Annotated in this window: 12 protein-coding genes; 4 read left to right on the forward strand and 8 right to left on the reverse strand. The window is 67.5% G+C overall.

Annotated elements, in window-relative coordinates; genetic code table 11:
* Window positions 1-84: 84 nt before the first annotated feature.
* Window positions 85-2,190 carry a hypothetical protein gene (locus RTO53_RS02010; protein WP_312236219.1) on the reverse strand — a complete coding sequence of 702 codons (2,106 nt, stop codon included), beginning with the start codon at window positions 2,188-2,190 and terminating at the stop codon, window positions 85-87.
* Between the two features lie 376 nt (window positions 2,191-2,566).
* Here RTO53_RS02010 and RTO53_RS02015 point away from each other — a divergent pair, with 376 nt between their 5' ends.
* Complete coding sequence (locus RTO53_RS02015) at window positions 2,567-2,923, forward strand: helix-turn-helix transcriptional regulator (protein WP_312236238.1); 357 nt, start codon at window positions 2,567-2,569, stop codon at window positions 2,921-2,923.
* A gap of 53 nt (window positions 2,924-2,976) precedes the next feature.
* On the opposite strand, the gene ung is transcribed toward RTO53_RS02015, so the two are convergent.
* The 5 genes from ung to rhlB form a co-directional block, all read right to left on the reverse strand.
* Window positions 2,977-3,684, reverse strand: a complete 708-nt coding sequence (gene ung, locus RTO53_RS02020; protein WP_312236220.1) for a uracil-DNA glycosylase — start codon at window positions 3,682-3,684, stop codon at window positions 2,977-2,979.
* A complete protein-coding gene (locus RTO53_RS02025) occupies window positions 3,681-4,523 on the reverse strand; it encodes a response regulator (protein ID WP_312236221.1) in 843 nt (280 codons plus the stop codon). Before RTO53_RS02025 ends, ung begins: the two co-directional genes overlap by 4 nt.
* A gap of 7 nt (window positions 4,524-4,530) precedes the next feature.
* Entirely contained in the window at window positions 4,531-5,481 is a 951-nt protein-coding gene (gene ftsX, locus RTO53_RS02030; protein ID WP_312236222.1) for a permease-like cell division protein FtsX, read from the reverse strand.
* Window positions 5,478-6,164: a cell division ATP-binding protein FtsE gene (ftsE, locus tag RTO53_RS02035; protein ID WP_256776681.1), complete on the reverse strand. Its 687-nt coding sequence runs from the start codon at window positions 6,162-6,164 to the stop codon at window positions 5,478-5,480. Before ftsE ends, ftsX begins: the two co-directional genes overlap by 4 nt.
* 207 nt (window positions 6,165-6,371) lie before the next feature.
* Complete coding sequence (gene rhlB / locus RTO53_RS02040) at window positions 6,372-8,081, reverse strand: ATP-dependent RNA helicase RhlB (RefSeq protein WP_312236223.1); 1,710 nt, start codon at window positions 8,079-8,081, stop codon at window positions 6,372-6,374.
* A 566-nt stretch (window positions 8,082-8,647) separates the two neighbouring features.
* Between rhlB and trxA the strand changes: the two genes are divergently transcribed.
* Both trxA and rho read left to right on the forward strand, forming a co-directional pair.
* Window positions 8,648-8,977: a thioredoxin gene (gene trxA / locus RTO53_RS02045; RefSeq protein ID WP_256776683.1), complete on the forward strand. Its 330-nt coding sequence runs from the start codon at window positions 8,648-8,650 to the stop codon at window positions 8,975-8,977.
* Window positions 8,978-9,198: 221 nt separating this feature from the next.
* Window positions 9,199-10,986 (forward strand): transcription termination factor Rho, encoded by a 1,788-nt coding sequence (gene rho / locus RTO53_RS02050; RefSeq protein WP_312236224.1) that lies wholly within the window; start codon window positions 9,199-9,201, stop codon window positions 10,984-10,986.
* Window positions 10,987-11,155: 169 nt separating this feature from the next.
* Here rho and RTO53_RS02055 read toward each other — a convergent pair whose 3' ends face one another.
* Window positions 11,156-13,693 carry a glycoside hydrolase family 3 N-terminal domain-containing protein gene (locus RTO53_RS02055; RefSeq protein WP_312236225.1) on the reverse strand — a complete coding sequence of 846 codons (2,538 nt, stop codon included), beginning with the start codon at window positions 13,691-13,693 and terminating at the stop codon, window positions 11,156-11,158.
* Window positions 13,694-14,071: 378 nt separating this feature from the next.
* Between RTO53_RS02055 and RTO53_RS02060 the strand changes: the two genes are divergently transcribed.
* Window positions 14,072-15,079, forward strand: coding sequence for a LacI family DNA-binding transcriptional regulator (locus RTO53_RS02060; protein WP_312236226.1), 1,008 nt, complete (start codon window positions 14,072-14,074; stop codon window positions 15,077-15,079).
* Between the two features lie 15 nt (window positions 15,080-15,094).
* Here the strand turns inward: RTO53_RS02060 and RTO53_RS02065 are convergent, their stop codons facing one another.
* The gene (locus RTO53_RS02065) at window positions 15,095-16,372 is read right to left on the reverse strand and encodes a sugar MFS transporter (protein ID WP_312236227.1); all 1,278 of its coding nucleotides are present in this window, start codon (window positions 16,370-16,372) and stop codon (window positions 15,095-15,097) included.
* Window positions 16,373-16,541: the final 169 nt, after the last annotated feature.

Raw genomic sequence — 16,541 nt, forward strand, 5'->3', positions numbered from 1 at the left:
GCGCGGGGCGATACGGCTGCAGTGATTGCTGTCCATCCCCGACGCGAGGTCATCCCCGCGCCCACTGCATTACCGCCGTGCGCGTCAGTACGCGCCCGGATTGCTGCTGAAACTCACCGGCACGCTGATCGTTGCCTGCCCGCCATTGATCAGATTCACCCCGACATTGACCGCGCCATCACCCACCGCCCCACCCGTCGCCACCGCGCACGCGCTGCCGGTGGACGCACTGCAGGTCCACGCGCCTCGCAATGTGGTGCCGTTGGGCAGGGTGTCGGTGACCACCGCATTGGTGACCGCATCGGGACCGCCATTACTCACCAGCAGCGTGTACGTCGCCGTGCCGCCGGGCGTGTAGCTGCCGCTGCCATCGCTCTTGGTGATCGACAGATCGGCCTGTCGCGTTCGATTGGTGATGCGGCACACCAGGGTGACCGCGGTCGCGGTCATCGCCGGCGCCTGCAGGGTGAAACTGCCGCCCGTACCGGAGGACACCACCGCATTGTTCTGGTCCAGGCACTGCCAGCTGCTGGCGTAGCGCGTGAGCGTGGTGCCGGCCGCCGCCGCCTCGGCCAGCGCATAACTGCCACCGGGCACGGTGATCACCGCAGCGGTGGCGCCGTTGTTGCCGACGTTGCTGGCCGTGCCGACGGTGCTGCCGTTGTAGGTGATGGACAGGTTGAAGCGCCCGCTGTCACTGGTCGGCTGCAGGTCCTTGACCAGTTGCAGCGTCGCCGCACACGCCTGGGTGATGCCTTCCACGGTGAATACCGCCTGGCCGATGCGGATGCCCAGCAGCGCCAGCAGGTTGTCCACCAGGCCGCCCAGCAATGCCGTCAGCACGGGTGTGACCACGGCGTTGACCTGGGTGCGGATCGGCGTCAGCAGCGCGTTGACGATGCCATTGACCAGGCTGGCCACCGGCAGCGGCAGGGGGATGCCGGCCAGCAGCGTCACCGTCGGATTGCCGCTGGTGACCTGGATGCTCAGCGAGTTGACCAGCGTGGACACCATCGTTGCTGCGCTGACCGTACCGGCGGTGAGCGTGCGTGTCTGTGGGTACGGACCGGTGAAGCTCGCACTCTGCAGGCCCGGTGTCGCGGTGGCGTAGCTGCTGATGGTCACCGTCAGCGGCACGCTCACATCGGCAATGGGGGTCAGGACGCCGAGCACGTTGGCCGACACTCGCACGCTCACGCTCAGCGACGTCAGCGTGGCCGCGCTCAGCGCGGTGGAGGTCAGCACCGTGCTGCGATTGAAGAAAGTGGCATCGCTGATCTGGCCGACATACAGGTTCACCAGGCCGGGGCGCGCCTGCAGCGTGACCGCATTGCCCACCAGGTTGATCGCCGAGATCGAGCCTTCGGCGCGGGCCACGTCGGCGTACACCTGCAGGTGCAGCACGCTGGCGCTGATGCTGGTGTTGGACAAGGACACCCCCAGCAGGTTGAGCCCGCTGAGCGCGGCGCTCAGGGTGCCGGTGTTCAGTCCCTGCACCAGGTCCAGATCGAGCTTGATGCGGATGGCCGCACTGTGGAATGCCGCGCCGACCGCGCCGCAGGTGTAGACCGGCGGCTCCACCACCTGCAGCCACAACCGCACGTTGGCCACGCCGTTGAGCCCGAGCGCGGCGGTGTTGACGGTGATCGGCGTGGGCGTGGTCAACACGTTGCGGAAGTTGTACAGCTGCACCCCGCCGGTCAGCAGGTCGAGCACGTTCAAATTGACCGTTGCCAGCGAGCCGGTGGGCAGCGCGATCTGCAGCAGGTCGGCCAGGCGGATGCTGCCGGAGGTACCGGCCACGCCCAGCGGCAGCGCATTGAGTACGTTGGCCGCCGCGGTCTGGCCGTCGGCCTGCAGCACCTGCACCATCGCCGCGCGCAACTGTCCCAGGGTGATGCTGGTGTTGAGGACCTGGCTGGGATCGCTGACCACCACCCCGCCGTTGAGCTGGGTCAGCAGCGCGTTGAGGTTGATGTTGGCCCCGGCCAGGTTGTTCCAGTCGGCCACGCTCAGGTTGACCGTAGTGCCTGGCAGCAGCGCGCCGAACAACAGATTGAGGACGGGGCTCTGGGTGGAATCGACCGAGGCCAGGCGGGGGCCGGCACTGACGCAGGCGCCCGCCGTACAGGCCGATTGCGCCTGCGCACGCCCTAGGCATGAAAGCACCGCCAGTATTGCGATCAGCACCCATCCCTGCCATCGCAATGACGAATCTTTCACGCCTTTCACATTAACCATACCTGCGTCCCCGCCGATTTTAAGCAGCGGCCGACCGTGGCGATGGATTTATGCCGTCGCCGTTCTGATCGTTCGCTGCCGGTGCCGTTTCCCGCTTGGGAATGCGTTTATTTCCGGTTCGGGGTGATTAATGCGGGGCAACTGAAAGTCCGTCAAATCAAGGCGGCGTGAAACACGGGGGAAGCAACGCTTGCCGGCGGGCCTGCGTCCAGCCAATCCCCCTGCTGCAGCAGCAAGCGAAAGCCATTCTGTACACCGTAAAAAAGAATTGCTTTCAGGGAAGCCGTGCTTACCTAACAGGGAAAGGGGGCAATAAATGCAGGCCATGTGCGACAGAATCCGGCGAGCCCGATTGACGGCTGGCCTGTCCCAGACACAGTTGGCGTTGGAAACCGGCGTACGCCGTAGCGCCGTGGCGCAATGGGAACGGGAAGGCGGAACATTCCCGAGCGTGCAACATCTTTCATGCATCGCAATTGTGACGCAAGTCCATTTTGAATGGCTGGCCACGGGGCGCGGTCCCGGTCGTCCCGACGACGGCGCCGAACTGCCACTGCCCGCACCCGTTCCGGTGGAGGCGGCACGCACCGTCCAGGAAACCGAGATTCTCTCGCTGCTGCGACGGATGCCCGCACGCAAACGCCAGGTAGCGCGCGCGATCATGGAAATGCTGACCGATTGAGATAATCGTCGCGACGGGGTATCGCCGCGAATCCGTGCCGTCGGCCGGGGCGGTTACAGCGCCGCGCGCGGCGGCAGCGACCAGTCGATCGCGGTCTGCCCGCGGCGTTGCAGGTACTCGTTGGCCATCGAGAAGTGATGGCAGCCGAGGAAGCCGCGGTGCGCGGACAGCGGCGACGGATGCGGCGCCTTGAGCACGCGGTGGCGGCCGGTGTCGATCACCTTGCCCTTCTGCTGCGCATAACTGCCCCACAGCATGAACACCAGGCCCTCGCGTTCGCGGTTGAGGGTGTCCACGACGTGGTCGGTGAACCCTTCCCAGCCACGCTTCTGGTGTGCACCGGCCTGGCCCTCTTCCACGGTGAGCACCGCATTGAGCAGCAGCACCCCCTGGCGTGCCCACGGCAGCAGGCAGCCGTGGTCCGGGCGTGGGATGCCCAGGTCGGCTTCCAGTTCCTTGTAGATGTTGAGCAGCGACGGCGGCACCGGTACGCCCGGCATCACCGAGAAGCTCAGGCCGTGGGCCTGCCCGGCGCCGTGATACGGATCCTGGCCGAGGATCACCACCTTGACCTGCTCGAACGGGGTGGCGTCGAAGGCGGCGAAGATCTGCGGACCGGGCGGAAACACGTGTGCGCCGGCCGCCTTGCGCTGGCGCAGGAAGCTGGACAGCTCACGCATTTCCGGACGCAGCAGCCACTGCCCGATACGGGCCTTCCAGCCCGCTTCGAGCTGGATGCTCGGGGTTGCTTCGTCGTTCATCGCACCATGGGTTTGTCGTTGAGCCGGGCCAGGCGCAGCTGGAACAGCACCTTGGTCACCAACAGGCGTTCTTCGATGGGCTTCTGCACCAGATCGTTGGCACCGGCCTGCAGCAGGCCGGACTGGTTGAGCGGATTGCCGTCGCCGGTCATTACCAGCACCGGCAGGCGGCGCTTGCCGTAGCCGAAGTCCACGCGCACGCGCTCGACCACATCCAGGCCACTGAGCTCACCCTTGAGGGTGACGTCGGTAAGCACCAGGTCGATGCGGTGGCTGCTGCGCCCGAGCGATTCGGCGGTGAGCAGCGCGAAGGCCTCTTCGGCGGTCATCACGTGCAGCACGCGCAGGCCCTGGCGTTCGAGCATGCGCTTGGTCGCTTCGGCGACCACGCGGCTGTCCTCGACATACAGGATGGTCGCGCCGGGAATGGTCTCCGGCTGCACGTAGCCACGAATGAAGGTGGCCAGCGCCTCATGCCCCAGCGCCTTGTCGAAATAGTCGGTGACGTACTCGGTGAAGCGGCGCTGCTCCAGGTGCTGCTGCGCGTCGCCGGACACCACGATCACCGGCACATAGGCCTGGCCGGCGGTTTCGCGCACCAGCCGCGCCAACGCCAGGCCATCGCCGTCGCTGAGCGTGAGCGAGGTGGTGACCAGGTTAACCGGCCCGGCCGCCAGCGCGCTGCGCGCCTCTTCGATGCTCGCACAGCCCACCACGTCCACATCCGGCAGTTCGCGTTGCAGCACATCGGCAATCAACTTGCGGACCAGCCTGGAACCATCGACCACCATCACGCGCGGTGCATCGTCGACCAGGTGTTTCAGGGCTTGCGGGCGCATGCGGGCCTCAGGTTTCGGTCGGTCGGGTCTGGCGCAGGAAATGCCCCGTCACCAGCCACGCGCCCAGCCAGCCCAGCACCACGGTGCCGACCAGCACGAACGATGAATGCAGCAGGTCCAACCCATGCAGCACGAACGGGCTGGCATAACTTTCCGACAACGCGGCCAGCGGCGGGCGCAGCGCCAGCCCGGCCACGCCGATCAGGCCCAGCGCCAGCGCGCCGGCACCCAGGCCGTACCAAGCGCCCAGGTACAGGAACGGGCGGCGGATGAAGCCATCGCTGGCACCCAGCAGCTGCAGCACGCCGATCTCGTCGCGACGCGCCTGGATGTCCAGCCGAACGGTGTTGCCCACCACCAGTGCCGCGCCCAGGCCCAGCAGCACCGACAGCACCTGCACCAGTCGCGTGCCGAAGCCCAGCCACGCATCCAGGCGCTTGCGCCACAGTGCATCGTGCTGGACCAGGTCGGCCTGCGGCAGGCCCTCCAGCGACGTGGCCAGGCGCGCATCATCGGTGCCGGCGGTCGGGGTCACGATCAGCAGGGTGGGCAACGGATTGTCGTGCAGCGCATCGATCGCCTCGCCCAGCCCGGCGCCTTCGCGCAGTTCCTGCAGCCCCTGCTCGGGGGTCTGCACGGTGACGTTGGCCACGTCGGCGCGGCCACGCAGCGTATCGGCCAGCTGTCCCGCGGCGGCGGCGGCGATGTCCGGTTTCAGGAACAGGTTGATGTCGCGCGACTGTTGCACGCTGCCGGCGAAATGCTTGAGGTTGTCCAGCGCGATCGACAGGCCCAGCGGCAGTGCCAGGGCCAGCGCCATCACCATGATGGTCAGCAGCGTGGCCCACGGCTTGCGCCAGGCGCGGCCCAGGCTGAACACCACGCTGTGGCCGTGGTGGTGCAGCCACACGCCCAGGCGCGATGGCGCTGCGGCTTCCTTGTTGGTGGGTGCGTTCATTCGGCCAGGTCCTGCGGCGAGATGTCGTCGATCAGCTTGCCGTGGTCCAGGATCAGCACGCGCTTGCGCATGTGCCGCAGCAGCGCCAGGTCGTGGCTGACCACCAGCACGCTGGTGCCGCGATCGGGCAGTTCGGCGAACAGCGCCATGATTTCCGCCGCCAGGGTGGGATCGAGATTGCCGGTGGGTTCGTCGGCGACCAGCAGCTTGGGTTCGCTGACGATCGCGCGGGCGATGCCGACGCGCTGCTGCTCGCCGGCCGACAGCTGCGAGGGCAATGCCTTTTCGCGGTGGCCCAGGCCCATGCGTTCGAGGACAGAGCGCACCCGCTTGCCGATGTCGGCGCGCCGGGTGCCACGCAGGATCAGCGGCAACGCCACGTTCTCGGCGATGCTGCGGTCCATCAGCAGGCGGTGGTCCTGGTAGACCGCGCCCACCTGCCGCCGGTGCCGCGGAATATTGCCGCCGCGCACTTTGAGCAGGTTGCGCTCATCGAAGATCACCGCGCCGCGGCTGGGCCGCTCGTCGAGATGGATCAACTTGAGCAGGGTGCTTTTGCCCGCCCCGGAGTGACCGGTGACGAAAAGCATTTCGCCGGGGGCGACATCAAAGCTGACATCGACCAGGGCCTGATGGCCGCCGGCATACTGTTTGCTGACATTGTCAAAACGCAGGACGCTCATCCCCTGATTATGCAGGACGAGGGTGACAACGTGCAGGTGGGGGCACGGGTAGTGCCGGCCGTTGGCCGGCAACCACGCAAATCCAAACGCCCCAAGGTAGTGCCAACCGTGGGCCCGGACTCACCAGCACCCGATCCCCCGTCGCTTCGCGACGGCCCCCTTGCCAAGGGGGCGGGCCCTGAGAGCGCGCGGTGCAGGCGTCAGGTCTTACGAACCGGACAGCATCCGGCGGATCTTGCGACCGATGCGGGTCAGGAAGGACGCGCCCGGATCGGCGGCCGGGGTGCCGCGCATCGGCTTGGCGGCCACCTGCACCGGGGTCACCGGGCCGGTCGCTGCCGCACCCTCGGCGCCTTCGACCGGACGGCCGTGGCGACGACGACGACGCTTGCGCGGGGCGCGCTCGCCTTCCACGGCCGGGCTGCCTTCAGCAGTCGGGGCAGCGGTCGGCGCAACCTGCGGCGCGGCTGCGGCATCGGCCACAACGACCGGTGCCTCACCTTCCACGCGCGGCTTGCGCTCGCGGCGCGGCTTGCCATCGGCACTGCGCTCACCGGGCGCGCGACGCTCGCCACGGCCGGCGGCCGGCTTGCCGCCGCGACCATTGCTGCTGCCACCGCCACGACGCTGTTCTTCCGCCGCACGCGCTTCGCGCGCTTCGCGGAAGATCTGGCCGACGCTCTCATTCTCGTCATCGCCTTCCTCACCCGGCGCGGCCGGGGCGCGTTCCGGGCGCGGCAGCGCGGTCAGGATCTCGCTGGTAACCGGCTCGACCGGGATCTTCTGCTCGATGTAGGCCTCGATGTCCGGCAGCCCCATCGCGTAGCGCTCGCAGGCGAAGCTGATCGCATCGCCTTCCTCGCCCAGGCGGGCGGTACGGCCGATGCGGTGCACGTAGTCTTCGGCGTCGAACGGCAGGTCGTAGTTGTAGACGTACTTGATGCCGTCGATGTGCAGGCCGCGCGCGGCCACGTCGGTGGCCACCAGGATTTCCAATTGGCCCTTCTGGAAGCGGTTGAGCAGGCTCTCACGCTTCTTCTGCGGCACATCGCCGGACAGCACGCCGACGCGGTAGCCGGCCTTTTCCAGCGACCGGGCAACACGCTCGACGAACACCTTGGTGTTGACGAAGACCATCGTGCGCGCGCCTTCGCTGCGCGACAGCAGGCCCAGCAGCAACGGGATCTTCTCTTCGTCGGCCGGGAAGTAGATGCGCTGGCGCACGCGGGCGGCGGTGATCGACTCGCTCTCCACCACCAGCTTCTGCGGCTCGTTCATGTGCTCGTAGGCCAGCTCCAGCACGCGGTGGCTGAGCGTGGCGCTGAACAGCAGCGTCTGCCGCGTGGAACGCTCGGGCATGCGGCGCAGCAGGAAGCGGATGTCCTTGATGAAGCCCAGGTCGAACATGCGGTCGGCTTCGTCGAGCACGCAGATTTCGCAGGCGTGCAGCGACACCACCTTGTGCTGCTTGACGTAGTCGATCAGGCGGCCCGGGGTGGCGATGATCACGTCCACGCCCTGCTGCAGGATCTCGCGTTGCTTGTCGTAATCCACGCCGCCGTAGACCAGCGCGAAGCGCAGGCCCAGGTCCGAGCCGAACTTCACCGCATCCTTGTGGATCTGGATGGCCAGTTCGCGGGTCGGGGCCAGGATCAGCGCGCGCGGGTCTTCCGGCTTGCGGTCGGCCAGGGCCGGGCGGGTCAGCAGGCGGTTCACCACCGCCACCAGGAAGGCCAGCGTCTTGCCGGTACCGGTCTGGGCCTGGCCAGCGACGTCGCCGCCGGGCAGTGCGACCGGGAGGGTCAGCGCCTGGATGGGCGTGCAACGGGTGAATCCGGCTCCTTCAAGGCCGGCCTGCAGGGCCGGATGCAGCTCAAAGGAGGAAAAGGTCAAATCGGTCAGCGGTTTGTCGCTCATGTGTCCGTCTTGGTAAGGCCTGCCCGGCCGTGGTGCGCGGGAGGCTTGCAATCTTGGGGGGCACCGTCGCCATTGCGGGCCCTGCGCCGGGATCGGCGGGGCCGGACCATCAGGTCCAAGGGCGCCGCACAGTGGGGCAGTTTAGCGCAATGTCGGCGTCAAACCGGGCTCTGCCGTCGCAGCCAGCGGCGAGACAGCCCGGCGGGACCGGCCCTGGCCATCGCCGTGGAGGTCGCCGGGTGCTCTTTTCACGGGTTTCACCGCGCCTGCCGCCAGTTGAACGGTGCCGGGCCAGCCGCTGGTAGCGCCGCCCGGGCGCCCGCATATCGTCTTCAGTTGCCCGATCAAAGCGGGACGCCAATCACAGGATGCTCGGTTCCACCCCACCCCTGCCCGCCCGCGACGTTAGCGGTACACTGCCCGCCGTGAGCGACCAGGCATCCACCTGGCGCACCGCTGACCGCCCCTGCGGTCACGAGGCAGCAGACGCGGACGGCACCGGCAGGTGGCGTCCAACCTCAACCTCCTCCGGCCCGGCCGGGTGCATTTCCAGACGAGAGACCAAGATGAGCGACAAGGTTGTACATGTCAGCACCGCTGACTTCCAAAGCGCAGTACTGGATTCCAAAGAGCCCGTGCTGGTCGATTTCTGGGCCGAATGGTGTGGCCCCTGCAAGATGATCGCCCCGGCGCTGGACGAGCTGGCCGACGCCTACAACGGGCGCGCCAAGATCGCCAAGGTCAACGTCGACGAACAGCGCGAGCTGGCCGCCAAGTACCACGTGCGTTCGATCCCGATGCTGCTGGTCTTCAAGAACGGCGAAGTCCAGGCGCAGCAGGTTGGCGCGGTGGGCAAGGCCCAGCTGGCCGGCATGCTGGACAAGGCCCTGGCCTGATCCCGGCAGGCAGCCGGTACCCACCGGCTGCCACGCGGGCCTGCGCCCGCATGAATGACTCTGCCCCACCCGGCTTGCGCGTCGCCGCGAGCCGGTGTTAGTGTCGGCATATCCGGCCGCATTCGCGCGCCGCACCTTCTGGACGTTGTTTCCTTCCAGATCCTTTCCCAACGTTCGCCGCCCTGCCGGGCGCTCGCACCTTCTAGCGAGGAATCCAGCACTTGTCCGATATCACTACTTCCGAACCCGGGAGCGCCGACGCGCCTGCCGAGAAGCGCGTGCGCAAGCCGCGCGTCGCCAAGGCCGCCGCCAACACCGCTGCCGAAACCGGTTCTTCCCCCACGCATCAATCCGCCCTGCCCCTGGCTGCCGCGCCTGACGCGCCGGCGCCGGCCGCCGCGCCGTCGGCGCCACCGCAGGCACCCGCCCCCCACGCTGGCGAGTCTTCGCCTGCCCAGGGCGGTGCGCAGCAGGACACCGGCGACGGTGGCCAGCGCAACCACAACGGCAACGGCAACAACGCGCCCAAGGGCGGGCAGAACCCGTACCAGGGCCAAGGCCAAGGTCAGAACCAGGGCCAGGGCCAGGGTCAAGGCCAGGGCAACCGCCGCGATCGTTTCCGCAATCGCCGCGACCGCAACCGCGGTGGCGATCGCTACAACGATGACGGCATGCCGCAGGACAACAACGAACCGCAGCAGCCGTTCGTGCGCAGCCAGCAGGCCAACGTGCCTGAAGGCTTCCCGGTCTATTCGCTGAGCGACCTCAAGCGCATGCCGGCGCAGAAGCTGCTGGAAATCGCCGAGCAGCTGCAGATCTCCGAAGGCGTGGCGCGTGCCCGCAAGCAGGACGTGATTTTCGCCCTGCTCAAGGTGCTCACCCGCCACGGCGACGGCGTCGCCGCCGACGGCGTGCTGGAAATCCTGCCGGACGGCTTCGGGTTCCTGCGCGCGGCTGAAGCCAGCTACCTGGCCGGCCCGGACGATACCTACATTTCGCCCAGCCAGATCCGCCGCTTCAACCTGCGCACCGGCGACCACCTGTCCGGCCGCATCCGCTTCCCGAAGGATGGCGAGCGTTACTTCGCGCTGTCCATCGTGGACACCATCAATGGTGAGCCGCTGGAAGCGTCCAAGAACAAGGTGCTGTTCGAGAACCTGACTCCGCTGTTCCCGCGCAAGCGCTTCACCCTGGAACGTGGCAATGGTTCGTCCGAAGACATCACCGGCCGCATCCTCGATCTGATGGCACCGCAGGGCAAGGGTCAGCGTTCGCTGATCGTTTCCCAGCCCAAGGCCGGCAAGACCATGATGATGCAGCAGGTGGCCACGGCGATCACCACCAATCATCCGGACGTGCACCTGATCGTGCTGCTGATCGATGAGCGCCCGGAAGAAGTGACCGAAATGCAGCGCACCGTGCGCGGCGAAGTCATCAGCTCCACCTTCGACGAGCCGGCCGCCCGTCACGTGCAGGTCGCCGAAATGGTGATCGAGCGTGCCAAGCGTCTGGTCGAGCACAAGAAGGACGTGGTGATCCTGCTCGACTCGATCACCCGCCTGGCACGTGCCTACAACAACGTGGTGCCCAGCTCCGGCAAGGTGCTCACCGGTGGTGTGGACGCCAATGCCCTGCACCGTCCGAAGCGCTTCTTCGGCGCCGCGCGCAACGTGGAGGAAGGCGGCAGCCTGACCATCATCGCCACCGCGCTGGTCGATACCGGCAGCAAGATGGACGAGGTGATCTACGAAGAGTTCAAGGGCACCGGCAACAGCGAAGTGCACCTGAGCCGTCGCATCTCTGAAAAGCGCGTGTTCCCGGCGATCGACATCAACCGCTCGGGCACCCGTCGCGAAGACCTGCTGATCGAACCGGAACTGCTGCAGAAGATCTGGATCCTTCGCAAGCTGCTGCATCCGATGGATGAAATGGCCGCGATGGAATTCCTGCTCGACAAGATGAAGAACACCAAGTCCAACGACGAGTTCTTCGGTTCGATGAAGCGCTGATCGGCGCTGCATCGACATAGAAAAAGGCCCCGCACCGCGGGGCCTTTTTTGTTGCCGGGGTAGAGCCGAGCCATGCTCGGCTGCTCTCTCCGGTCCGTGGCATGAACCGCCGGGGGTGCAACGCCCACCCTGGGCCGCCAGCCGAGCATGGCTCGGCTCTACCCTTGCTTCACGGGCAGCTGACCACGCCCTCGGCCTTGTCCGCATCCACCGACACCCGCACCTGGGTGAACGCAGCAGCGAACGGCGTGTCCGCACTGACCACGAACGGGGCTTCCACCGCGCCGAGGTCCACGCCCTGTTTGCCGAAGCACGCCAGCGGCACGGTCACCGTCTGTTTCTGTCCCGGCGTCAGTTTGGCCAGCAGCGGCGCGATATCCACCCCACCCTCGCAGCCGGTACCGCACTGCATGGTGACCTTCACCGGCGAGGCCGGGCGCTGCACCAGTTGCACATCGAACTGCAGCGCCCCGTGGTTGCGCGCCAGTGCACCAAGGTTGCGCCGCGAAGTACTGCGGGCGATGAGCTGCGCCGGTGCCAGCCAGGTGACTTCCTTGGCGTCCTGCTGGGTGTTCACCTGCACGGTGCGCACCTGCACCACCGGCGCGGCGGTCGGCCAGCGCAGCGTGGCGTTGAGATCATTGCCCAGCGGCTGGGTGGCGCCGGCGGCGGCGACGTGCAGCGAGAACGGCGGCGTGTCGGCGCGGTTGAAGATCGGCAGCGTGGTCACTTCGCCGCAGTTGTCCGGGTTGGCCTCGGGCAGGTGCGCGACGTTCGCTGCCGCGCCGTAACTCAAACCATACCCCAGCTTGAACAGCGGCGGCTGCTTCGGATCCGGTCGATCGATCGGTGCCGGGCACGGTACGCCGGGCCACGGGAAGCTCAGCCGGCCGCGGAAATCGTGCGCCGCCTTGCCATCCTTGCCGGCCACCAGCACATCGGTGACGCCCTTGCCCTCGGTGCCGGGCAGCCATGCCGCGACGAAAGCCTGCGACAGGTTGAGCAGGTCGTTGGTGTACATCGGGCGACCGGAGAAATACACGGTTACCACCGGCTTGCCGGTCGCCTTGGCCGCGCGCAGCACGGCCAGGTCCTGCGGGTAGGCGCGGCTGTGGCTGACCGAATCGGAGGACAGGATGTCACCATTGGTTTCGGCATACGGTGTCTCCCCGACCACCGCCACCACGACGTCGAACGTCCCGGCATCCAGCCCGCTGCCATCGGCGCTGTAGGTCACCTGCGGCGCGCCCAGCTCGGCACGCAATGCGCCAAGTACCGAATCGGCATTCGGGAAATCGGCGTTGCTGTTCTCGGTGCCCTGCCAGGTCAGCGACCAGCCACCGGCCTGGTCGGACAGACTGTCGGCACTTTTGCCGACCACCAGCACCCGCGCATCGCGGCGCAGCGGCAGCACCTTGTCCTGGTTCTTCAGCAGCACCAGCGACTCACGTACCGCGCGGCGCGCCAACGCGCGATCCTGCACGGCATTGGCGTCGCCGGCATGGCGGCTGTCCGACGGGCCGTGCTCGAACAGTCCGGCGCGCAGCTTCACCCGCAGGATGCGGGTAACCGCATCGTCGATGCGTGCCATCGGGATCTCACCGCGCTGCACCTGTGCGGTGGTGTTGGCGATGAACGCCTTCCAGTCGTCGGGCACCATCACCATGTCGATGCCGGCATTGATCGCCTGCGCGCAGCTGTCGTTGCGGCAGCCGGGCACCTGGGCGATGCCGTTCCAGTCGGATACCACGAACCCGTCGAAGCCCATCTTGCCCTTCAACGCATCGGTGAGCAGCGCCTTGCTGCCGTGCATCTTGCCGTAGTCGACGCGGCCGGCGCGGTCGTTCCAGCTGTTGAACGAGGCCATCACCGTCTGCACGCCTTCTCCAAGCGCACCGTAGTAGCCCTGGCCGTGCACGTTCATCATGGCGGCCTTGTCGAGCAGCGCCTCGCCCTGGTCGCGGCCGTTGTCGGTGGCGCCATCGCCGATGTAATGCTTGGCCGTCGCCACGACGTTGGCATCGTCGGCGAAGCGGCCCTGCGCGCCCTTGACGTACGCACGTGCGTACGCGCGCACCACGGCGGGATCGGAAGAGAAGCTCTCGTAGGTGCGGCCCCAGCGCGGATCGTGGGCCACGGCCAGGGTGGGCGCGAACACCCAGTCGATGCCGGTGGCGCGGGTGGCGCGCGCGGTGGCCTGGCCGATGCGCTCGATAAGCTCGGCATCGCCGGCCGCGCCCAGGCCGATGTTGTGCGGGAACAGCGTCGCGCCATACACGTTGTTGTGCCCGTGCACCGCATCGGTGCCCCAGATCACCGGAACCGGCGTGCGCGCGTCGGTGGCCAGCGAGGCCGCGTGGTAGGCATCGGCCAGCTGCAGCCACTGCGCCACCGTGGCGTGCTTGTCCATGCCCGGCCACGACCCGCCGCCGTTGAGCACCGAGCCGATGTAGTACTGGCGGACCTGGTCGGGGGTGATGGTCTTGATCTCGGCTTGGGTCATCTGCCCGATCTTCTGCGCCAGGGTCATCTGCGACACGATCTGCCGCACGCGCGCTTCGATGGCGGCATCCGGTGCGATCGCGCTGGTCACCCGCGGCCAGTCCTTGAGCGTCTCGCCGGTGGCCGGCGCGGCGGCGACCGGCGCAGCCAGGGCCAACAGCAGGCAGGTACCAAGGATGGTCTTGTTGGGGCTGTTCACTGACATCTACCTCCGGTGGGAATGACGCGCGATCGGGGTGGGCGCTGCCGCCGTCGGCCGCACGGCGCGGCGCGCAGCACGGAATGCCGACAACATTTGGATCGGTTCAACGCCCCTGTCTGACAGCGCTGTCATACAAAGCCCGGCTGGCGCTGTCAACAGCGCAACGTCGACGTGGCGACGTCCGGCCCGCAACGACAGGGGCTGGCGTTCAAATGCGTGGGTGGATCATGCTGCCAGTGTTGCGATGCCGCACGGAATCGACGGGGACGCCACAAGCCATCGCGGCATGGCAACATCCGCCTGCATCGGCAATACCGTTTCGACACCGCCGCACTACCATCGGCATCTGCCGACCTGCCCCCACATAGGATCCACCGCACCATGCGTAGTCGAATCGAGGATGTCGCCGCGGTTGCGGGCGTTTCGATCAAGACCGTGTCCCGCGTGCTCAACAACGAGCCGAATGTGCGCACCGAAACGCGCGAGCGCGTGGCCGCCGCCGTGGCGCGGCTGGGCTACAAGCCCAACCTGTCCGCGCGCAGCCTGGCCGGGCAGCGCTCCTACGCACTGGCGCTGGTCTACAACAATCCCTCGCGCAACTACCTGATGGAAATCCAGAACGGGATGCTGGAAGCCTGCCACGCCAGCCACTACAACCTGATCCTGGGGCCGGTGGGCGTGGGTCGCAGCACCCTGCCCGACCTGGCCGCGCTGTTCGAAAACTCGCGCCCCGATGGCGTGGTGCTGATTCCGCCACTGACCGACGATGCGGTGGTGCTGGCCTACCTGGAAGAGCACGAGATCCCGTTCGCGAGCATCGCCCCGCGCCATCCGGAAGGCCGCATCGGCGTGCGCATGGACGAGACCACCGCCGTGGTCGAGTTGATCGGCCACCTGGTTGCACAAGGTCACCGCCGCATTGCCCATATCAAGGGGCCGCGCGCGCACGGTGCCTGCCAGTGGCGCCTGGCGGGCTACCGTCAGGCACTGCGCGCACATGGCATCGCCTACGACCCGGCACTGGTGGCCAGCGGGCAGTTCTCGTTCGAATCCGGCATCGAGGCGGCCAACGCGCTGCTCGACCTGCCGCAACCGCCAACGGCGATCTTCGCCGCCAACGACGACATGGCCGCCGCGGTCTACCGCGTGGCCGGACAACGGGGGCTGCGCGTACCGAAGGACCTGTCGGTGTGCGGCTTCGACGACACCCCCATTGCCGGGCACATCTACCCCGCGCTGACCACCGTGCGGCAGCCCACCTCACGCATGGGCACGTTGGCCACCGAACAGCTGATCGAGCGCATCCGCAGCCCGGACGGCGGTCGCATGGTCACCGTGGACCATGCGGTGCTGGTGCGTGAATCCACCCACGCACCGCGTCGCCGCTGAGCAAGCTGGCAGCGCTCAGGTGGCAAGGCGCGAGCCGCGCCACGCGTAGAACACGATGTACAGGTAGCACAGCATCGGCAGCAGGAACGACAGCTGCAGGCCGTGGTGGTCGGCCAGCCAGCCCATCGCCAGCGGCACCACGGCACCCCCGACGATGGCCATCACCAGCAGGCTCGACCCCTGCCCGGTCAGCGTGCCCAGGCGCGCGATGGCCAGCGCGAAGATGGTCGGGAACATGATCGAGTTGAACAGGCCGATGCTCACCACGCTCCACTTGGCCAGGTTGCCGCTGCCCAGCATCGTCACCGCGAGCAGCGCGATCACGATCACCGCAAACACCCCCAGCATGCGACGCGGATCCAGGCGGGTCAGCAGGGCAGCGCCAAGCAGACGGCCGACCAGCGCACCGCCCCAGTACAACGACACGTAACGCGTGGCCTCCTGCTCGGTCAGCCCCTCGCCAATCCCCGGCATCGACAGGTAGTTCACCAGCACGCTGCCGATGGAGACCTCCGCGCCGACGTAGAAGAAGATCGCCAGTACGCCATAGCGCAGGTTCGGGTGGCGCAACGCATCGCCAAGGCGCCCACGGCCGCTCGCCGACGCGCCCTCCACGCCGGGAATGGTCGGCAGACGGAACATCCAGATCGCCACGGCAAGCACGAACAGCGCCACCGCCAGGCCGAAGTAAGGCACCTGCACCGACTGCGCTTCGGCAGCGCGATACGCCAATGCCTCGGCCTGCGGCAACAGCGCCAGTTCTTCGGCCGTACGCGGCGCCGCCGAGAGGATCAGCAACCCGCCAAACAGCGGCGCGATGGTGGTGCCCAGTGCGTTCATCGACTGCGCCAGGGTCAGCCGGCTCGAACTGGTCGCCTCCGGGCCCAACAGCGCCACGTACGGATTGGCCGCCACCTGCAGCACGGTGATGCCGGTGGCCAGCACGAACAGCGCGCCGAGGAACAGGCCGTAAACGTGCGCGTGCGCCGCCGGCCAGAACAGCAGCGCCCCCACCCCGGCGATGGCCAGCCCGGCGACGATGCCGCGCTTGTAGCCTACCGCCGCCACCAGCCGACCGGCCGGCAGCGACATCAGGAAGTACGCGCCGAAGAAGGTGAACTGCACGAGCATCGCCTGCACCCAGGTCAGCGCGAAGGCCGCCTTCAGGTGCGGAATCAGGATGTCGTTGAGGCAGGTGAGAAAGCCCCACATGAAGAAAATCGCGGTCACCACCGCCAGCGCCACGCCATTGCCTTGCACGTGTTGCCCGCGAACTGCAGCAGGGTTGTCCATTGCATGTCCTTCCGGAAGGGGTTGCCGGCCACGCGGCGGCCACACATGGAACCCGCTTCGGCATGGATTGTCCAGCGCTGTCAGCCAATCGGTCACGGGCCGCATCGGTGTGCTGATGCGAGGCCCGGATGCGGTTCGCGCAGTTTCGTTCTGCACTGCACAACGCTGC

It is taken from the genome of Stenotrophomonas sp. (assembly GCF_031995405.1).
Lineage (GTDB): Bacteria > Pseudomonadota > Gammaproteobacteria > Xanthomonadales > Xanthomonadaceae > Stenotrophomonas.

Bases quoted from the DNA above. Each gene is read 5' to 3' on its own strand.
- ung (WP_312236220.1), bottom strand. From the start codon at position 3,684: ATGAACGACGAAGCAACCCCGAGCATCCAGCTCGAAGCGGGCTGGAAG.
- ftsX (WP_312236222.1), bottom strand. From the start codon at position 5,481: ATGAACGCACCCACCAACAAGGAAGCCGCAGCGCCATCGCGCCTGGGC.
- RTO53_RS02065 (WP_312236227.1), bottom strand. From the start codon at position 16,372: ATGGACAACCCTGCTGCAGTTCGCGGGCAACACGTGCAAGGCAATGGC.
- RTO53_RS02060 (WP_312236226.1), top strand. From the start codon at position 14,072: ATGCGTAGTCGAATCGAGGATGTCGCCGCGGTTGCGGGCGTTTCGATC.
- RTO53_RS02055 (WP_312236225.1), bottom strand. From the start codon at position 13,693: ATGTCAGTGAACAGCCCCAACAAGACCATCCTTGGTACCTGCCTGCTG.
- RTO53_RS02025 (WP_312236221.1), bottom strand. From the start codon at position 4,523: ATGCGCCCGCAAGCCCTGAAACACCTGGTCGACGATGCACCGCGCGTG.
- RTO53_RS02015 (WP_312236238.1), top strand. From the start codon at position 2,567: ATGTGCGACAGAATCCGGCGAGCCCGATTGACGGCTGGCCTGTCCCAG.
- ftsE (WP_256776681.1), bottom strand. From the start codon at position 6,164: ATGAGCGTCCTGCGTTTTGACAATGTCAGCAAACAGTATGCCGGCGGC.
- rhlB (WP_312236223.1), bottom strand. From the start codon at position 8,081: ATGAGCGACAAACCGCTGACCGATTTGACCTTTTCCTCCTTTGAGCTG.
- trxA (WP_256776683.1), top strand. From the start codon at position 8,648: ATGAGCGACAAGGTTGTACATGTCAGCACCGCTGACTTCCAAAGCGCA.